Source organism: Roseibium sp. AS2, assembly GCF_038900065.1.
Lineage (GTDB): Bacteria > Pseudomonadota > Alphaproteobacteria > Rhizobiales > Stappiaceae > Roseibium.
The window spans coordinates 59,351-73,731 of sequence record NZ_JBBMQN010000007.1 but is presented as its reverse complement, the minus strand read 5'-3'; the positions used below and the strand labels follow the sequence as shown (position 1 = coordinate 73,731).

The 14,381-nt window shown below is 60.9% G+C and carries 13 protein-coding genes; 1 reads left to right on the top strand and 12 read right to left on the bottom strand.

Annotated elements, in window-relative coordinates:
* Positions 1-96: 96 nt before the first annotated feature.
* The 5 genes from WNZ15_RS19870 to WNZ15_RS19850 all read right to left on the bottom strand — a co-directional run bounded on the left by WNZ15_RS19870 (position 97) and on the right by WNZ15_RS19850 (position 5,581).
* Positions 97-924 (bottom strand): BTAD domain-containing putative transcriptional regulator, encoded by an 828-nt coding sequence (locus WNZ15_RS19870; RefSeq protein WP_342894765.1) that lies wholly within the window; start codon positions 922-924, stop codon positions 97-99.
* A 379-nt stretch (positions 925-1,303) separates the two neighbouring features.
* Entirely contained in the window at positions 1,304-2,245 is a 942-nt protein-coding gene (locus WNZ15_RS19865) for an enediyne biosynthesis protein UnbU (protein WP_342894764.1), read from the bottom strand.
* Complete coding sequence (locus tag WNZ15_RS19860) at positions 2,242-4,089, bottom strand: CRTAC1 family protein (protein ID WP_342894763.1); 1,848 nt, start codon at positions 4,087-4,089, stop codon at positions 2,242-2,244. Before WNZ15_RS19860 ends, WNZ15_RS19865 begins: the two co-directional genes overlap by 4 nt.
* Positions 4,086-5,081 carry a DUF1702 family protein gene (locus WNZ15_RS19855; protein WP_342894762.1) on the bottom strand — a complete coding sequence of 332 codons (996 nt, stop codon included), beginning with the start codon at positions 5,079-5,081 and terminating at the stop codon, positions 4,086-4,088. Before WNZ15_RS19855 ends, WNZ15_RS19860 begins: the two co-directional genes overlap by 4 nt.
* Positions 5,082-5,176: 95 nt before the next feature.
* Complete coding sequence (locus tag WNZ15_RS19850; RefSeq protein ID WP_342894761.1) at positions 5,177-5,581, bottom strand: hypothetical protein; 405 nt, start codon at positions 5,579-5,581, stop codon at positions 5,177-5,179.
* A 69-nt stretch (positions 5,582-5,650) separates the two neighbouring features.
* Between WNZ15_RS19850 and WNZ15_RS19845 the strand changes: the two genes are divergently transcribed.
* Positions 5,651-5,950 (top strand): hypothetical protein, encoded by a 300-nt coding sequence (locus tag WNZ15_RS19845; RefSeq protein WP_342894760.1) that lies wholly within the window; start codon positions 5,651-5,653, stop codon positions 5,948-5,950.
* A 236-nt stretch (positions 5,951-6,186) separates the two neighbouring features.
* Here WNZ15_RS19845 and WNZ15_RS19840 read toward each other — a convergent pair whose 3' ends face one another.
* Genes WNZ15_RS19840 through WNZ15_RS19810 form a run of 7 tightly spaced genes read right to left on the bottom strand, consistent with a single transcriptional unit; the run spans position 6,187 to position 14,220 of the window.
* Positions 6,187-7,494, bottom strand: coding sequence for a hypothetical protein (locus WNZ15_RS19840; protein ID WP_342894759.1), 1,308 nt, complete (start codon positions 7,492-7,494; stop codon positions 6,187-6,189).
* Positions 7,491-9,029, bottom strand: coding sequence for a VWA domain-containing protein (locus tag WNZ15_RS19835; protein WP_342894758.1), 1,539 nt, complete (start codon positions 9,027-9,029; stop codon positions 7,491-7,493). The genes WNZ15_RS19840 and WNZ15_RS19835 overlap by 4 nt, the downstream gene beginning before the upstream one ends.
* A 2-nt stretch (positions 9,030-9,031) precedes the next feature.
* The gene (locus WNZ15_RS19830) at positions 9,032-10,015 is read right to left on the bottom strand and encodes a VWA domain-containing protein (RefSeq protein WP_342894757.1); all 984 of its coding nucleotides are present in this window, start codon (positions 10,013-10,015) and stop codon (positions 9,032-9,034) included.
* Positions 10,012-10,482 carry a DUF4381 domain-containing protein gene (locus tag WNZ15_RS19825; RefSeq protein WP_342894756.1) on the bottom strand — a complete coding sequence of 157 codons (471 nt, stop codon included), beginning with the start codon at positions 10,480-10,482 and terminating at the stop codon, positions 10,012-10,014. The genes WNZ15_RS19830 and WNZ15_RS19825 overlap by 4 nt, the downstream gene beginning before the upstream one ends.
* Positions 10,479-11,483: a DUF58 domain-containing protein gene (locus WNZ15_RS19820; RefSeq protein ID WP_342894755.1), complete on the bottom strand. Its 1,005-nt coding sequence runs from the start codon at positions 11,481-11,483 to the stop codon at positions 10,479-10,481. Before WNZ15_RS19820 ends, WNZ15_RS19825 begins: the two co-directional genes overlap by 4 nt.
* Positions 11,484-11,507: 24 nt before the next feature.
* Positions 11,508-12,515 (bottom strand): MoxR family ATPase, encoded by a 1,008-nt coding sequence (locus tag WNZ15_RS19815; RefSeq protein WP_342894754.1) that lies wholly within the window; start codon positions 12,513-12,515, stop codon positions 11,508-11,510.
* 28 nt (positions 12,516-12,543) lie between these two features.
* Positions 12,544-14,220 (bottom strand): alkaline phosphatase family protein, encoded by a 1,677-nt coding sequence (locus WNZ15_RS19810; RefSeq protein WP_342894753.1) that lies wholly within the window; start codon positions 14,218-14,220, stop codon positions 12,544-12,546.
* Positions 14,221-14,381: the final 161 nt, after the last annotated feature.

Here is a 14,381-nt window from a genome sequence, read left to right as displayed (position 1 = left end):
CTTCCTCCTTGAGCGTTTCGCTGGCGCAGACACAAAAAAAGCCCCTGTTGAACAAGGGGCGTCAAGGAAACTTGAAGTGTCGGGGGAGTGCCGCGGTCAGGCAACCATGTGGCGTTGGGCAATTTCCGACGCCTGTTTCAGGTGCTGCGGCAGGTCTTCATAGAATTCATTGCTCTTGAGCTGATTGAGCAGACGCCGGGTTTTCTGCATCGGTCTGATCCCGCATTCGCGGGACAGGCTCTCGCTGAACAGTTCGTAGTTTTCGATTGCCCGGGACCGCCGTCCGCCTAGCCCCATCAGCAGCATGTATTGGCACTGCACCGCCTCGTCGAGAGGGTCGACGCGTAGCAGGTTGTGAACGACCGAGATCGCGCTGTCGATCTGTCCACGGGCCACCAATGCCGAACTGAGTATCATGCCGCCGTGCAAGACGGCGTTGTTGGTGCGTTCACGTTCGAACCAGATCCATTCATTGTCGAAACCCTCCAGAAAGGGGCCCTGGTAGGCTTCGAATGCCGTCCGCAAACGCTGAAACAATTCGTCACTGAGTTCACCACCCTGCGCAATGCCGGACGCCACGATGTTGGACACGCAGGCGTTTACGTCCGCGGCGTCGAAACTGATCTTTGTGGATGGATGAAAACACACTTCGTCCGCATTGGACTGTATCGTCTTGAACGATGCTCCGTCGCTTACTGCCAGCGCCTTGCGCAGGCGCCAGAGCGCGGTGTTCAGGATCTGGCGTGCCGCGCTCGGAGAGGCATCGGGCGCGATCATCTCCACCAATTGTTCACGGCGCAGCGCCGACGGTGCGTTCAACGCCAGAATGACAGGGATCAGTCTTGCCTGAGCTCCAAGCCCGAAATGCCGTGCTTCACCGTTTACCAGAACGCCAAACCGACCCAGCGTAATTATCTGAATCATATGTAATGCTCCGCTTCGAACATAGAACAATAACGGCGCGTGCTCGGATTGGTTTTATCGTAGGGTGTATACGATTAAAAAGTTTTGAGCAGACTGGTGCGCAGACAGTACGAAATACTTTAGCTGGTTCGCTCCCCGCCCAACTTTCCTTGTCGAAATAGTCCGGTTAGATTGAAAGAGTGTCAAGGAAAAATTGTAAATAGTACGAATTACAACCTGTTTCGAAAAAATTGCCATCTGGTGTTGTCCTGCAGGGACCTGGTGCCGGACGGGTTAGCGGGTTCGAACGGTTTGAATACGTCGGCGGGCCGGACCTCCGTCAGCCTGGCACAGGCCAAACCGGTTGGATTGCCAGCCCTGATCAGACAGCTTTACCCGGTTAAACGGCCTGGGATGACCCGCCTGACGGTTCCAATTGCCGGACCTGTGAACGCTGTGTGTTGCGGGCGTGGAGCGAGAGCATGGCGAACCAAAGGCCGCGGGCGATCGTGACACAGGTCAGGGCATAGAACAGGCCGAACACCAGGTGCAGCTCCATGAAGACCGCGTAGAGAGCGGCGACGGCACAACCGAATGCGGCCTGGCTCCACAGGCCGCGGGGGGAGGTCGCCGGGTCGGTGATCATGTAGAAGGTGAACAGGATGAACGCGAACCCGGTCATGGGCATCAGTGTCGTGATGAGAGGATCGCCGTGGATTGTCGCGCGCACGACCGCCTGAACTGCAAAGGCCCCGAGCCAGAAGCCGATCAGCGGCATGCGTCCGGTAAGTTTCAGGTTCAGCAGCGACCCGGTACAGATCACGAAGGCAGGCAGAAGCCAGTCGACGAACCCGGAGGTTGCTTCGGTAAACTGGTAGGGCGGCGCAATGCCGACCGTCGGGAAAAGCACAAGCGCTGCGGTGATCCCGATATTGGACGGATTCAGGAAATGGCGATCCGCCCGGCCGATGCGCACCACAAACAGGTGTTTTGAAGAAATTGCCAGAGACGTTGCGAAGGCAATCACGAGGAGCTGTTCATGCGCCATCAGCAGCATCGCGATGGCAAGCCCCGTGATATGCGCGGGCAACAGGAACACCACCAGGTTCGGCCAGCTCCCGGAATATCTGGGAGCGCGGCCAGCGCTGCGCGCGGACAGGGTCTCCAGAACAAGTTCGGTCGCGTAAGCGGTTGCAAGGGCGACAAACGGCGTGATCCAGGATTGCTCGAAGCCGAGATAGAGATGGCCAATCACGTTCAACGAAGTAATCGCAACCGCGAAGCGCGTCAGTCCCTTGATCCTGGGCGAAGAAAAATCCGGTCTGGCTGATACTGGTTTCATTGGTTTGTCTCCGATCTGGAGGGGGCGCCCGGCACGGAGCCATCGGTCAGCAGGATGCGATGTCTGCCGGGCTCCAGCGTCACGGTTTTCCGGTGATGCCCGGTGCCATCGCGCCATGCGAGATTAACCGTCGCCGGGCCGGCTGCGGCGCCCAGGCCGAAGTGTATTTCCGGCGCGTCCTTGCCTGAATGGCCTTCACCACCCGGCAGCACTTCCGAATGAAGCTGCCCGTCCGGACCAACAAGAGTTGCGATTGCGCCGATAGCCGGGCGGGTCCGCGATGTGCCCTTGCCCTCCGGCAGCCTGAGATCCAGCGTAAGGGAGGGCACAGGAACCGCGGTGTTCACAAGCAGGATCGACGGCTGCCACTGGCGCGCGATCACCATGTCCACGTCACCATCTCCATCGATGTCTCCGGTCGCAATCCCCCGGGAGATCGAGGTTTCGGCCAGGACGGGCAGGTGTACACGGGCATAGGCTGCCCCGCCCGTCTGATCGTAAAGCACGTCCTGAACATCTCCGGACAGGGCATCACCCAGTCTGATTTCGGGCCAGACGTCAGGATTGGCAAGCAACTCGTCATTGCCCATTGCCAGTTCGTGCAGTTCCGGCCAGCGATCCACCTGACCGGCGACGAACCCGGTTGCCTGCACGAACTCCAGGTCCCCGTCATTGTCGAAATCGGCGAAACGCGCATCCCAGGACCAGGCACTTCGCGCCAGGGCGTAACGGCTGCTTTCCTCCACGAACGGCGCGCGCCCCGAAGTCCAGGCGCCTTCCTGTGCGGTCTGGCGAAACAGCAGGTGGCTTTCCATGAGCGCGTATCGTTCGGCGATGTTGCTGACATAAATGTCCAGCCGACCATCGGCATCGATGTCCATGAAGTCGACACCCATGCCCTTGAAACTGTCCCGGCCGAGAACTCTGGACCGCGAATCCGTGAGCCTCCGCCGTCCTTCCACCGCGGCGAACACCGGTTGACCCTGAGTGCTGCGGTTGTGCAAAAGCTGGTCGGGACCGAAATCATTGGCAATGTAGATCTCAGGCAGCCCGTCTCCGTCGAGGTCCGCCGCACCGAGCGCCAGTGTCCAGCCGTCCGGTACGGCGGCATCGAGCGCATCGCTGGCATCGACGAACGCACCGGTACCGTCTCCGAGAAACAGCCGGTTACGGCCGGCATTGCGGGCCCGGGACATCGAATGCTGCATGTGCGCGTCGCCGCCGCTGCCAAGGACGTTGAAATTGCCGGGGAAATAGTTGCCGAAAAGCAGGTCGAGATGTCCGTCCCCGTCCGCATCGGTCGTGATCGACGCGTTGGTGTGCCAGATCTCGGCACCGGGCAGCAGCGGTTTGGGGGCGTAGTCTGTGGCCGCGGTGTGAAGCGTGGGCGGGCGCCCCCAATAGGTGACGATCAGGTCAACCTGTCCGTCACCGTCCAGATACCCGGGCAGACACCCCATCGGCGCAATCGCACCGCCGCTTTCGATCGGAACGGCTTTCTGGGCGAACCGTCCGCTCTGGTTGGGAGCGGGCAGGATCGTGACGGTATCGAAGCGCGGGTCGACATGGCAGATATCGTTCGACAAGCCGTCGCCGTCATAATCGAACAGGGCGACCGCGGCACCGACCGCCGAGATCCAGCCCGCGATCCGTTCGAAATCCGGATGGGTTTCACGGATCAGGCTGGCTTCGGCTTCGGTTTTGCCGGGCGGGTCCGGCAGAAGATAGGCCTCGAACGCCATCGAGGATTCCGAAGCGGTCTGGTGCCGGCTGTCCACGTCGACATGCGCCATGACAAGCAGGGCCGCCGGAATGGTGAAAGCTGCAAGCTTGGCCTTCATCATTCATCCTCCGTTTGCACAAGCGGAATTGAAAGCGTGCTGCGCAGCCTTGCGCGCCAGGCCTGGTAGTCCTTCCAGCCTTCTGACAATGACCGGTCCGTTCCACGATCCGGACAGGTCACGGTGACTGTCCGGGCCAGAGCGGCGGTCCCGGCACCGCAAGTCTCGCCCGACGCAATCATCAGGTTTTCGTCCGACCCGGAGCCGTCATCGGTGCGCGCGCTCGCCGCAAATGCCACGCCCTGGGCCATGTGGTCCCGCAATTTCGGAAACCGTTCCGCCAGAAACCGCCAGTCGGCTGCCTGCGCCGGTCCGCAATAGGCCATCGCAAGGGACAGGCCCGCAACAAGGTCAGGGCGATGCCCGGCGGCCTGCGTTTCAATGATTGCGGATGCGGCGGCCGCGGATCCGCCGGAGGCAAACCAGAGCCCGCGTCCGATGCCTTGATCATAAGCGGCATCCAGACCGTGCGGCAGCCGCGGCCGCTTGCCCGTCAGGACACCGGGCCGGGAGAAATAGATGTCGTGAAAGCCCCAACCGTCGACCGAAAGCGGGATCAACAGAGGATCCAGGTTTTTCCAGATCCGGGACCGGAACCAACCCAGCCGGGCAACGGCCCAACCGGTGCCGACATGGATGAGATAGTCAAAACGCGGTCCTGAAACCTCACGGAGCCCGGCCAGGCGCCAGGGTTGAAAGGAAAGCGTGTCGCGGAGCGCCGCACCCATCGCGGCCCCCTCGGCAAGAAAGCCCTGGAGGTCCGGTGGACGTCCCGCCAGGGCACGGCTGTATGCGGTGAAGGGGTCTGGTCCGATCAGGGCATGGTATCCAGCCAGAAAGGCTGCGCCGACCGCTTCGAGCCGGTCCTTGGCTTCCGCCGAATTTGCGATGAAGCCGCGCCGTTCCAGGGACGTCTCGCCGGCCTCTATCCGGAGAAACCGGCTGAAATTCAATCCGGTGTCCGCCACATGCGTCAATTGCCGTGCTGTATCCATTCCCGCGTCTCCGACCCTCGAAACTTCAGGCAAGCGCATGTGAGGATAAAACCGTCGCTGAGTGGAAAATGCCTTGAGATTGATGGATCTCGCGATCAGTTTCCGAGCAGGATGACCTGACCACCGGGCGAGCGAAGCTTTGCCGCACCCGACAGGGCGTCGGTTGAAACCGAAACGCCGAGACCTTGAAGACGGTCAATGATCGTGGTGACCGACTCGTCCACATAGGTGATCGCCAGCCGACCGGCAGACACCGTCGTTTCAGGGACGGCTGCGCAAATGCACAGCATCAGGAGATCGGTGTTGAGACAACGGCATACCTTTTCGTGGGGCTGCCGGTAGCTGCGTTCCCGGAAACCGAGTTTGCCGTAGTGGGCTCTGGTTGCCTCAGCATGGCGGGTTACGAGGCGCAGGTTCGAAAAGGTTCCGCAGACAAGTCCCGGAGCCTGGCCCGAAACGGGATGTTCATGCCGCAGTTGCTCGACCAGAATCGTCCGCACGCCTTCCGGATCGTCCAGGAACGTCCTCGCGTTCAGGACCGGGCGGTCCTGTGCAACATAGTGTAGATCGTGTCGGAAACGCCGCTGAGACGCATCTACACCGTCGATATGGGTGCAATAGAGGATCAGGGAGGTTCGGGCGCGGGTACTGTGGCGGAGCAAGATCCGGAGGGATCTGTCGCTGAGAGCGGTTATGCCTTCCGGTTCTGCCGGGTCTTTCAAAAAACCGATCTGACGAAAAAAGGCGAGATCCGCGCGTATCGCAGGTGTTTCAATCAGCAATGCGAAATCGAAAAACGATACCTGCAAGTTTTTACTCCGATAAAACAGGTCGGAAGCGGCCTGACAGTTTCAATGCCAACGTTATGAACCGCCGGAAGGTCGTACTTCTCCCGTTTTGCTTGAAAAGGCCGACAATACGAGGCGTGACCCGGAACAACGAGACGGGCAACACATAAGTGTTTTCCTGCTGGACACTCCAATGCTTTTCAACAAAGGCAAACCCAAGAAGGGGAGGCTGAGAGCCGTTGCGGACGCCAGTTTACGCCATGGACTGATCAGCATTGTTCGCCACCCAACCAGCGTGCCGGCGACCGCGGGTCGGATCAGGATCTGAAAGGGCGACCGGGATTAAGGGGCGCCAGATTGTCTACGGACGTGTGTTTCGCACTGGCGCGCAGTCTGCGCCGTATCGATCCGGCTTCACCGGCGACGGCCGCCCACCTGCGGGTGCGCTCTCGCGCCCCGGTCCGGTGACGCGTGTCGAACAACGCCTGTCCCAGGTCGACAACGGACTTGCGAAAGCCCGTCCAGTCTGTTTCGGAAAGGCCGGAGCCGGCTTTTTCTTTCCAGTCCAGACCCGCGCGCAACGCCAGCGAATAGTCTTGCGCGCGCAAGGCCCGCCGAAATCTGAAATAACTGTAGTGTTCCGTCGCCTTGAACCGGCTCGCCAAATTGACCAGCCGGTCCCGTATTTTGTGCCCGAAGACCCGGTAACCGCAGACTGCGGAAACGGCCACCAGAACGAGAGCGGCGAGCCAGGTGGCGATGGAGGCCCAGGCGTTGGCGTCCTCCGTCCCGGGTTCGTCTGCTAGGGAAACGCCGGCCACCCTCAGGTCGATCGCGGCAACCGTCTCCGTTTCTACCGAACCGCTTTCCAGATCGTACCAGGAAAGCGACATGGCGGGGATCAGATATGAGCCTGCGTTTTCGGCCACGACGGTCATGACTTCGGTTCGTGTTCCGGTGAGATTGCCGCGGTTTTCAGTTTCATCGAGGACCGGCGCCTTTGCGTAAAAGGCCAGGCCGTCGATTTCCGATGCTGACGAAAGTGGTGGAACGAACAGAGGCGACACCCCGGAGACGGTCACGGTCGTTGTCAGGATGAGGGCATCGCCTGCATTCAGCGCCTCGGGACTTCCTTCCGTTGTCCTGACCAAAGAAAGTGATTTCGCGGCAAGAAATGGATCGAGCGCTTCGCCGCCTGGTGGCAATTCTCCCCTGATTTCAAAGGCACCAGTGCTGATTTGCGTTTCAATGGGCTGCCGTGTCGCCGGATCAGCGTAGGTAATCCTGATGGTGTCTGCCGGGATCCGGAATGGTCCGCGTATCATCGGGTAAAGCCGATAGGCGCGTGTGACGCCTGACCAGGTTTCTCCCTTGATGCTCTCGCTGATGGCGGTGGTGGCCCTGGAGGGAAGGCGGACGATCACGTTCGGTATTTCGAAATCGGGAAAGAGCGGCGGTGTCGGCATCCAGGTCGGCACCAGAATGGTGACCCGGAAGATGACAGGCTGTCCCGGTATCGCGGTGTCACTTTCCAGGGCCGTCCGGACAATCGGCTCAGGCACGGCTTGCGCCCAAACCGGATGGGCCCCGACGAGGGCGAGCAAAAGGATCAGATTGCGGATCATCTTGTCTCCCTCGCAGCCTCTATTGCGAACCGGGATTTCAGGAACTCGCCGGTCCTTGTGTCGACGGTCCGCATCCATTGTTCGGCTGTCTCTGGCAGGGCCGAACGCGTGTCCTCTTGCGGCGTTTGCTGACTATCGGCCCCTCGGCCTGCCTCATTGTCATAGACAACGTCATCGGCTCCGATGCCCGCCTGTTCGCCGGTATCGGATTGTTCCCGGGTGGTTTCGATATAGTCCAGGATATAGCGTGACAGTTCCAGGTTATGCCGCGCCGCAAGATCGTTCGGATCCCGTTCAACCGCTTTTTCAAACGCCTGTACCGCCGGACGGTAGGACCGCGACCTGATCAGCGAAAGACCTTCCCCGACGGCGGCGTCAACGCCGTCCTGCCAGGCGTACAGCTCGGCGGCCTCTTCGTATTTCCCCAGCCGGTACAGCGCCAGCGCTTTCCAGGCGGCATCTTCGAAAAGATCCGCCGCCATTTGATAGTCCTTGTTCTCGAAGGCAATCCGGCCCTGCTGGTCGGGGGTCAGAAACCAGTCCTTCCAGCCGTCCGCATGGGCATTTTGCATCGGTGCCAGGAGGCCGACAGAGACCAGAAGTACGGACCAACGCATGGTCCATCCCCGGCGAAACCAGAACAGCATCAGCAACGCGGCCGGCCAAAGAAAGATCCGGCCCTTATCCTGCCACTCCAGGCGGTCATCCCTTGACAAGGCGGCCTGATACGCCGCCTGCAGGTTTTGCGACACACGTTCGACGTCGGCACTGTCGGTGGTCACATCGATCAGCTTTGTACCCGGCACCGCCTCAAGAGCCGCAGCGGCGGCGCTGTCGCGCGCGAAAAACCAGAACAGCACCGGGACCCCGCGCGCATCTGCATGGCGCTTGAACGCCGGCAGATCCGCGTCGGTGATCCCGTCCAGAAGGAACAGGATCGCACCGGGTGTCGTCTGACCGGAAAGAATCTCGTCGGCCATTTCCAGGGCATCGCGCGCGGAATTGCCGTCCCGGGGCATGACACCAGGATCGAGGCCTTCCAGGAACGGTGTCAACACGTCAGGGTCCTCGGTGGGCGGCACCACCTGATGCGCCGACCCGGAATAGGCGATGAGCGCCGACTTCGATCCGGCACGCCTCTCGAGCAGATCACGTATCTTGTGTTTCGCCCGTTCCAGCCTGTTCGGTGGAACATCCGGGTTCAGCATCGAACCGGAGACTTTCAGGGCGATGACGAGTGGCGCGGTATCCGAGACGAGCGGATCGGGAACGCGAGACCACGTCGGACTGGCGGTGGCCAGAACCAGAAGTCCAAGTATCAGGGCGACACCGTCAATGGGCAATATCCGGCCGCGTCCCTGCCGGCCGACCGTCAGCGCCTGCGCCAGGTGGGGCGCAATGGTCACCGGCATCTCCCGGCCACCGGTCAGGGACCCTCTGATGATCCACCACAGGATCCCTGTCGCCGGCAGGGCGATCAGCCACCAGGGACGGATGAAATGAAACGCGGAGAAATCGGCCGGGTACAGATCCATGCTCACACTGTCTTTCGCCGCAGGGTGGAAGCATACAGAACGGCAAGCGTGAGGAAGGCGATACCAGCAGCAAGACCGCTCGGGATATGGGCTAGGCTTTCCCTGGGCCGGTAGCGCGTCGTTTCGACCGCTCTTGGTTTCTGTGCGTCGATGCGCGTGTAGATATCTGACAGGGCGGTTTCGTCCCCGGCAAAATAATATGCGCCGCCGGCGGTGGAGGCGATGTCGTTCAGGGAACGCTCATCCAGGCGCTGCTCGCCACTCCCGTCCGGATCGCCGACGCCGATGGCGATGATTTCAATGGATTCACCGGCAGCAATGGCGGCGGCGTTGATCGGTGTCATCCGGCTGCCCGTATCGGCGCCGTCGCTCAGCACGATCAGAAGCCGGTCTTCGATCGTGCTGGACTGAAACGTCTTGATGGCGAGGCCGATGGCATCGCCGAGCGCCGTGTGCGGGCCGGCCATTCCAACCTCCGTCTGTTCAAGCAGGGCACGAACGGAACCGAGATCCTCAGTAAAAGGGGCTTGCACGAAGGCTTTTGTACCGAAAACGATCAGCGCGATCCGGTCGCCGTCGCGCGCGGACACGAAGTCACCGACGACCCGTTTGACCGCATCCAGCCTTTGTGTCGGCTCACCTTGAGCCGACCTGAAATCCCGCTGATCCATGGAGCCGGAAATATCGATGGCCAGCATCACGTCGCGGGCGGCCTTTTCCTGAACAATCGGCTCGCCAACCCGTTCGGGACCCGCGAGCGCGCTCACAAGAAGCCCCCAGATGAGAATCGCCGCACCATTCTGCAGCATCGTGCGCCGAAAGACGACGGCGCCCGCCCTGGGTGCAACATCCGCCGCATGGGCCAGGCGCCTGAAAAAGGGAAGTCGAAGCGCGGAGACCGTCTCCTGATGCGCGGGCAGGACGTACCGGATCACCAGGGGCAGAGGAGCCAGCAGGAAGGCAAGGGGGGTGGCAAATTCGATCATGGCGACGCCACCCGATGCATCTTGATCCAGGTGCGCACCAGGGGTTTCAACGGCTCTTGGGTTGTCTCCGGCCGATACGGCGCCGCGATCAGATGCCGCCCCGGTCCTTCGGAAAACGCGGATCCGCCATAAGACCTGTCCAGAAACGCCAGCCATTCGGCACCATGCAGAGACGCGACTTCGGCCCGGGGATAGGCGGAGAGGGCGGTTCGCCGAAGGAGACCGGCCAGGCGGCTGGCCTCGTCCGGGCATCTGGCCAGTTCCGCGAGTGCCTGTCGCCGGTATGCGGTCTTGCGGCGCCTGATCCGGACCCACCGGACCACCAACCCGGAAATTGCAAGAAGTGCCAGACCCAGCCAGATCCATCCGGCGGTTTGCGGAGCCATGGAGACCGGTGCGGGCTCAGGCAGAGGTTCCAGCAGATCGACCAGGTCGGCAAGGTTCAGTCCTGTCCAGTCGCTGTTCATGCCGGGCCGCCGTTTTGGTCCAGCCTGAAGCCTGTCAGCCGGCGCATTTGCGGAACGGTTTCTTCGCCCGCACTGAGTGGCAGAACCGGCAGCCTGTAGCGCTTTTGCCAGGCAAGAATTTCCTGAATCCGGCCGGAGGAGAAGTCCTGAAGTCTTTGTCGGGTGTCGCCGCTGGACGTGTCCAGTTCGACCTGCAGGACGCCGTTGGAAACCACCAGGTTCAGGTCTTCCGGGATTTGCCGGGAGATCGGATCGGTCACGGGGCACAGCACGACATCATTGTGCCGGGACATCTGCGCGATCAGCGTTTCGGTGGTTTCATCGATGCCGTCAAAATCGGACAGGATCAGGATCAGATGATTGCGACGCGCGATCCGGGTGACACTTGCCAGCACCTGATTGAAGGTCCCGGGCGTATCGGTGATCGGAGCATCCGCACGCAGCAAATGGTTGGCGCGTACCAGCGAAGCCAGGAACTGGTCGCGGGCACGGACACTGGCACGGGGCCTGATTTCCGCGGCAAAATCGTCCCCGAACACGATACCGCCGACGCGGTCCCCCTGATCCAGTATCCGGAACGCCGCAAGAGAGGCAGCCTCGGCGGCAGTCACCGACTTCATCGCGTGTCTGGTGCCGAAAAACATGGACATGCGCTGATCGACGACCAGCAGCGCGGGCCGGTCCCGTTCCTCGCTGTAGACCCGGACATGCGGCTTGCCTGTCCGTGCGGTGACCTTCCAGTCGATTGTCCGCGGATCGTCGCCAGGAAGATATTCGCGCAGGTCCTCGAAATTGAGTCCCCGCCCACGCAAGCGGGAGGCATGGCGTCCGTTGAGAACGCTGGCTGCCGGCTGTCGCGGCAGAAACCGCAAGCCACGGGCCTGGCTTTCCAGCGACCGCAAATGGGACAGCGTCACGTGAATGCGCGGATCGCCCAATTGTATCCGGTCAACGGAGTTTGCCGACAAGCCGGCCCGTGTTCTGGCTGTGCGATCTCGCATTTGCGTCTCCGGGTTCCACAGACCCTAGGTCAGGGCGACATTCCTGACGATTTCGTCGACAACCTTGTCAGGGGACACGCCATCACCGTCGGCCTCGAAAGTGAGCGTCAATCGGTGCCGGAACACATCCGCGGCGATGGCCTGGATGTCGGTCGGGTCGACGTAGTCGCGCCCGGCAAGCCAGGCGTGTGTCCGGCCGCATTTGTCCAGCGCGATCGAGGCCCGCGGACTGGCTCCGATTTCGATCCAGCGTGCCAGGTCCTCCGAATAGAGTTCCGGTGTCCTGGTCGCGTAGACGAGATCGGCCATATACCGCGCGATGGCGTCCGAAACGTGGATATTCGCGATTTCCGCACGGGCGTCGAAAAGGGCAGCTTGCGGTACGGGAGCCGCACTCTCCGTTGCCGTCTTCGCCGTCTTGTCCGGCTGCATCGCATCGGTCAACGCGGACCGCTCTTCCCTGCGCACCAGATCGATCACCTTCACCTCATCCTCGACCGGCGGGTAGGTGATCAGGATATGCATCAGGAACCGGTCCATCTGCGCCTCGGGCAGGGGATAGGTCCCCTCCCGTTCCACCGGATTTTGGGTGGCCATGACCATGAAGAGCGGATCCATCTTGTGGGTGGTGCCCGAAACGGTCACCTGGCGCTCTTCCATGGCCTCGAGAAGGGCGGCCTGGACCTTGGCCGGGGCCCGGTTGATCTCGTCCGCCAGAACGATATTGGCGAAAATCGGTCCTTTTTCGAACCGGAACGTGCCGGTGCCACCGGACTGATGATAGACCTCCGTACCGGTCACATCCGACGGCAGCAGGTCCGGCGTGAACTGGATCCGGCTGAAATCGGCCTCCAGGTTTTTTGCCATCGCCTTGATGGCCCGGGTCTTCGCAAGCCCCGGCAAACCTTCGACGAGAAGGTTGCCGTTCGCCAGCAATCCGATCAGCAGCCTGTCGATAACCCCTTCCTGGCCGATGATGGACCGCTGCATGCGCTTTTTGAGCGACTGGATCTGTTGGAGGGGATCTGGCATCAGGTCATCCGAATTGCTTGGGCAGGAGTTATTGAGCCGAAAGGGCTTCTTTGAGGACAGCGCCGAGCGACCCGCTCGGGGCCTTGATCCGCAAATAAGCCGCGACTGTCGGCGCCACGTCGACGGTTTCAACCCGGCTCGAGATCCTTTGGGCGTTCATTCCAGGACGCGAGAATATGATCGGCACATGGGTGTCATAGGTCCAGGGAGAACCATGGTGAGAGGCGACGTGGAGACCGTCGAAATCCCCGACGAACCAATGCGGCTCGAACACCACATAAACGTCACCGGAGCGTGCGGTATGGAAATTCGCCAGGACGGCGGCACTCACGGAAGTTTTGGCGACAGCCGAACTTGCCAGGTCCTCGCTGGAAATGGCGTAGGCGATCGCGGGCATGTTCTGCAGTTCCCGCGCGAGCGCTCTGGCGACGTCGGCCTTGTTCAACCCCTTGTCCGCGATCAGCCGGTCATCGAGATAGACGTAGGGCTGGGAAAAGGAGGCGATCAGGTCCTGAGCGACACCGAACTCGGCGACCAGGGCTTCTGCTGCCGGTTCCTTGTCGATGTCATCGAAATTGAAGAACCCTGCCGGAACTCCAAGGTATTCAAGGTAACCTGGCACTTCTGCCGCACCGTGATCGGCGGACAGGACGACAAGTGTGTTTTCAAGACCCACTGTTTCGTCGACATGCGCCAGCAGAGTGCTGAGGGACTTGTCCAACCGGCGCAGATTGTCTTCCGCCTCCAGACTTGAGGGGCCGAAGATGTGGCCGACATAGTCGGTCGAGGAATAACTGACAGACAGGTAATCGGTCACCGCGTCGCTTCCGATCTCTTCATTGTCGATCAGGGAGGCCGCGAAAGAAGTCGTCAGTTCATCGCCCGCCGGGCTGAGTGTAAGAAGTGTTGTATAATATTTGCTGTCCCGGGCACCGAACGGGTGAGGAAAGGTGCGGCCAAATCCAGGAAGTTCCGTTTCCCAGTCCGCGTCGTCGAATTCGATGAAACGATAACTGTCTTCGGTGTCGGACAGGGTCCAGTCGGTATAGGCATAGGCCGAAACATGTCCGGCGTCGTTCCATTTGTCGACCCATTCCGGATAGGCATCCATGTAATAGCTGGATGTCACGAAACGGCCTTCGCTTTTGGAAAACCAGTAAGCGGTTCCTGCATGACCTGCCATGGAAATGGCACCGCGATCCTTGATGGAAACACCGAAAACCTTTGAAACACCCGCATTGGCAATGGCGATTTCATCGGAGAGGGTTGAGGACAGGATCGAGGTAGGAGAGCGTCCATCCGAAGTGGCGGCGCGTTGCGTTGGATCGATTTCCGTCGAAGGATCAACACCCGACGTCGCCAGCAACGGATAATCGGGATCCTGCACGTTGTAAAAGGGGGTGCCGGTCGACCGGTCAAACCAGAGATTGGCAACCATGCCGTGGACCGAGGGATCGGTTCCGGTTGCAAGCGTTGTATGCCCGACGATGGTTTCGGTATTGGCATGGCGGTGATGGGCGTTGGTATAATAAACCCCGTTGTCGAGGAGATATCGAAAACCCTTGTCACCAAAGTGCTCGAGGTTCCGGTCGATCAGATCACCGCGGAGCTGGTCCACCGTGATCTGCAGCACCAGGCGCGGAGCCTGAGGTTCGGCGAAAACTGGTCCCGACCAGAAACCGGTCAGAAGAAGACCGGTCGTCATGCGGAGGTGCCTTGACCGTAATTTCATAAGAGCCTCTCCTTTGCAGTCGGGGAAGATCCGGGCAGGTCCGGAAAGAGACGGGCGCACCGCGACCGGTCCTCGACTGTGGTCTTGTTAAAGCCGGACAGGGTTGCCCGTGAATCCCAGGCGGCCGTTCCGCT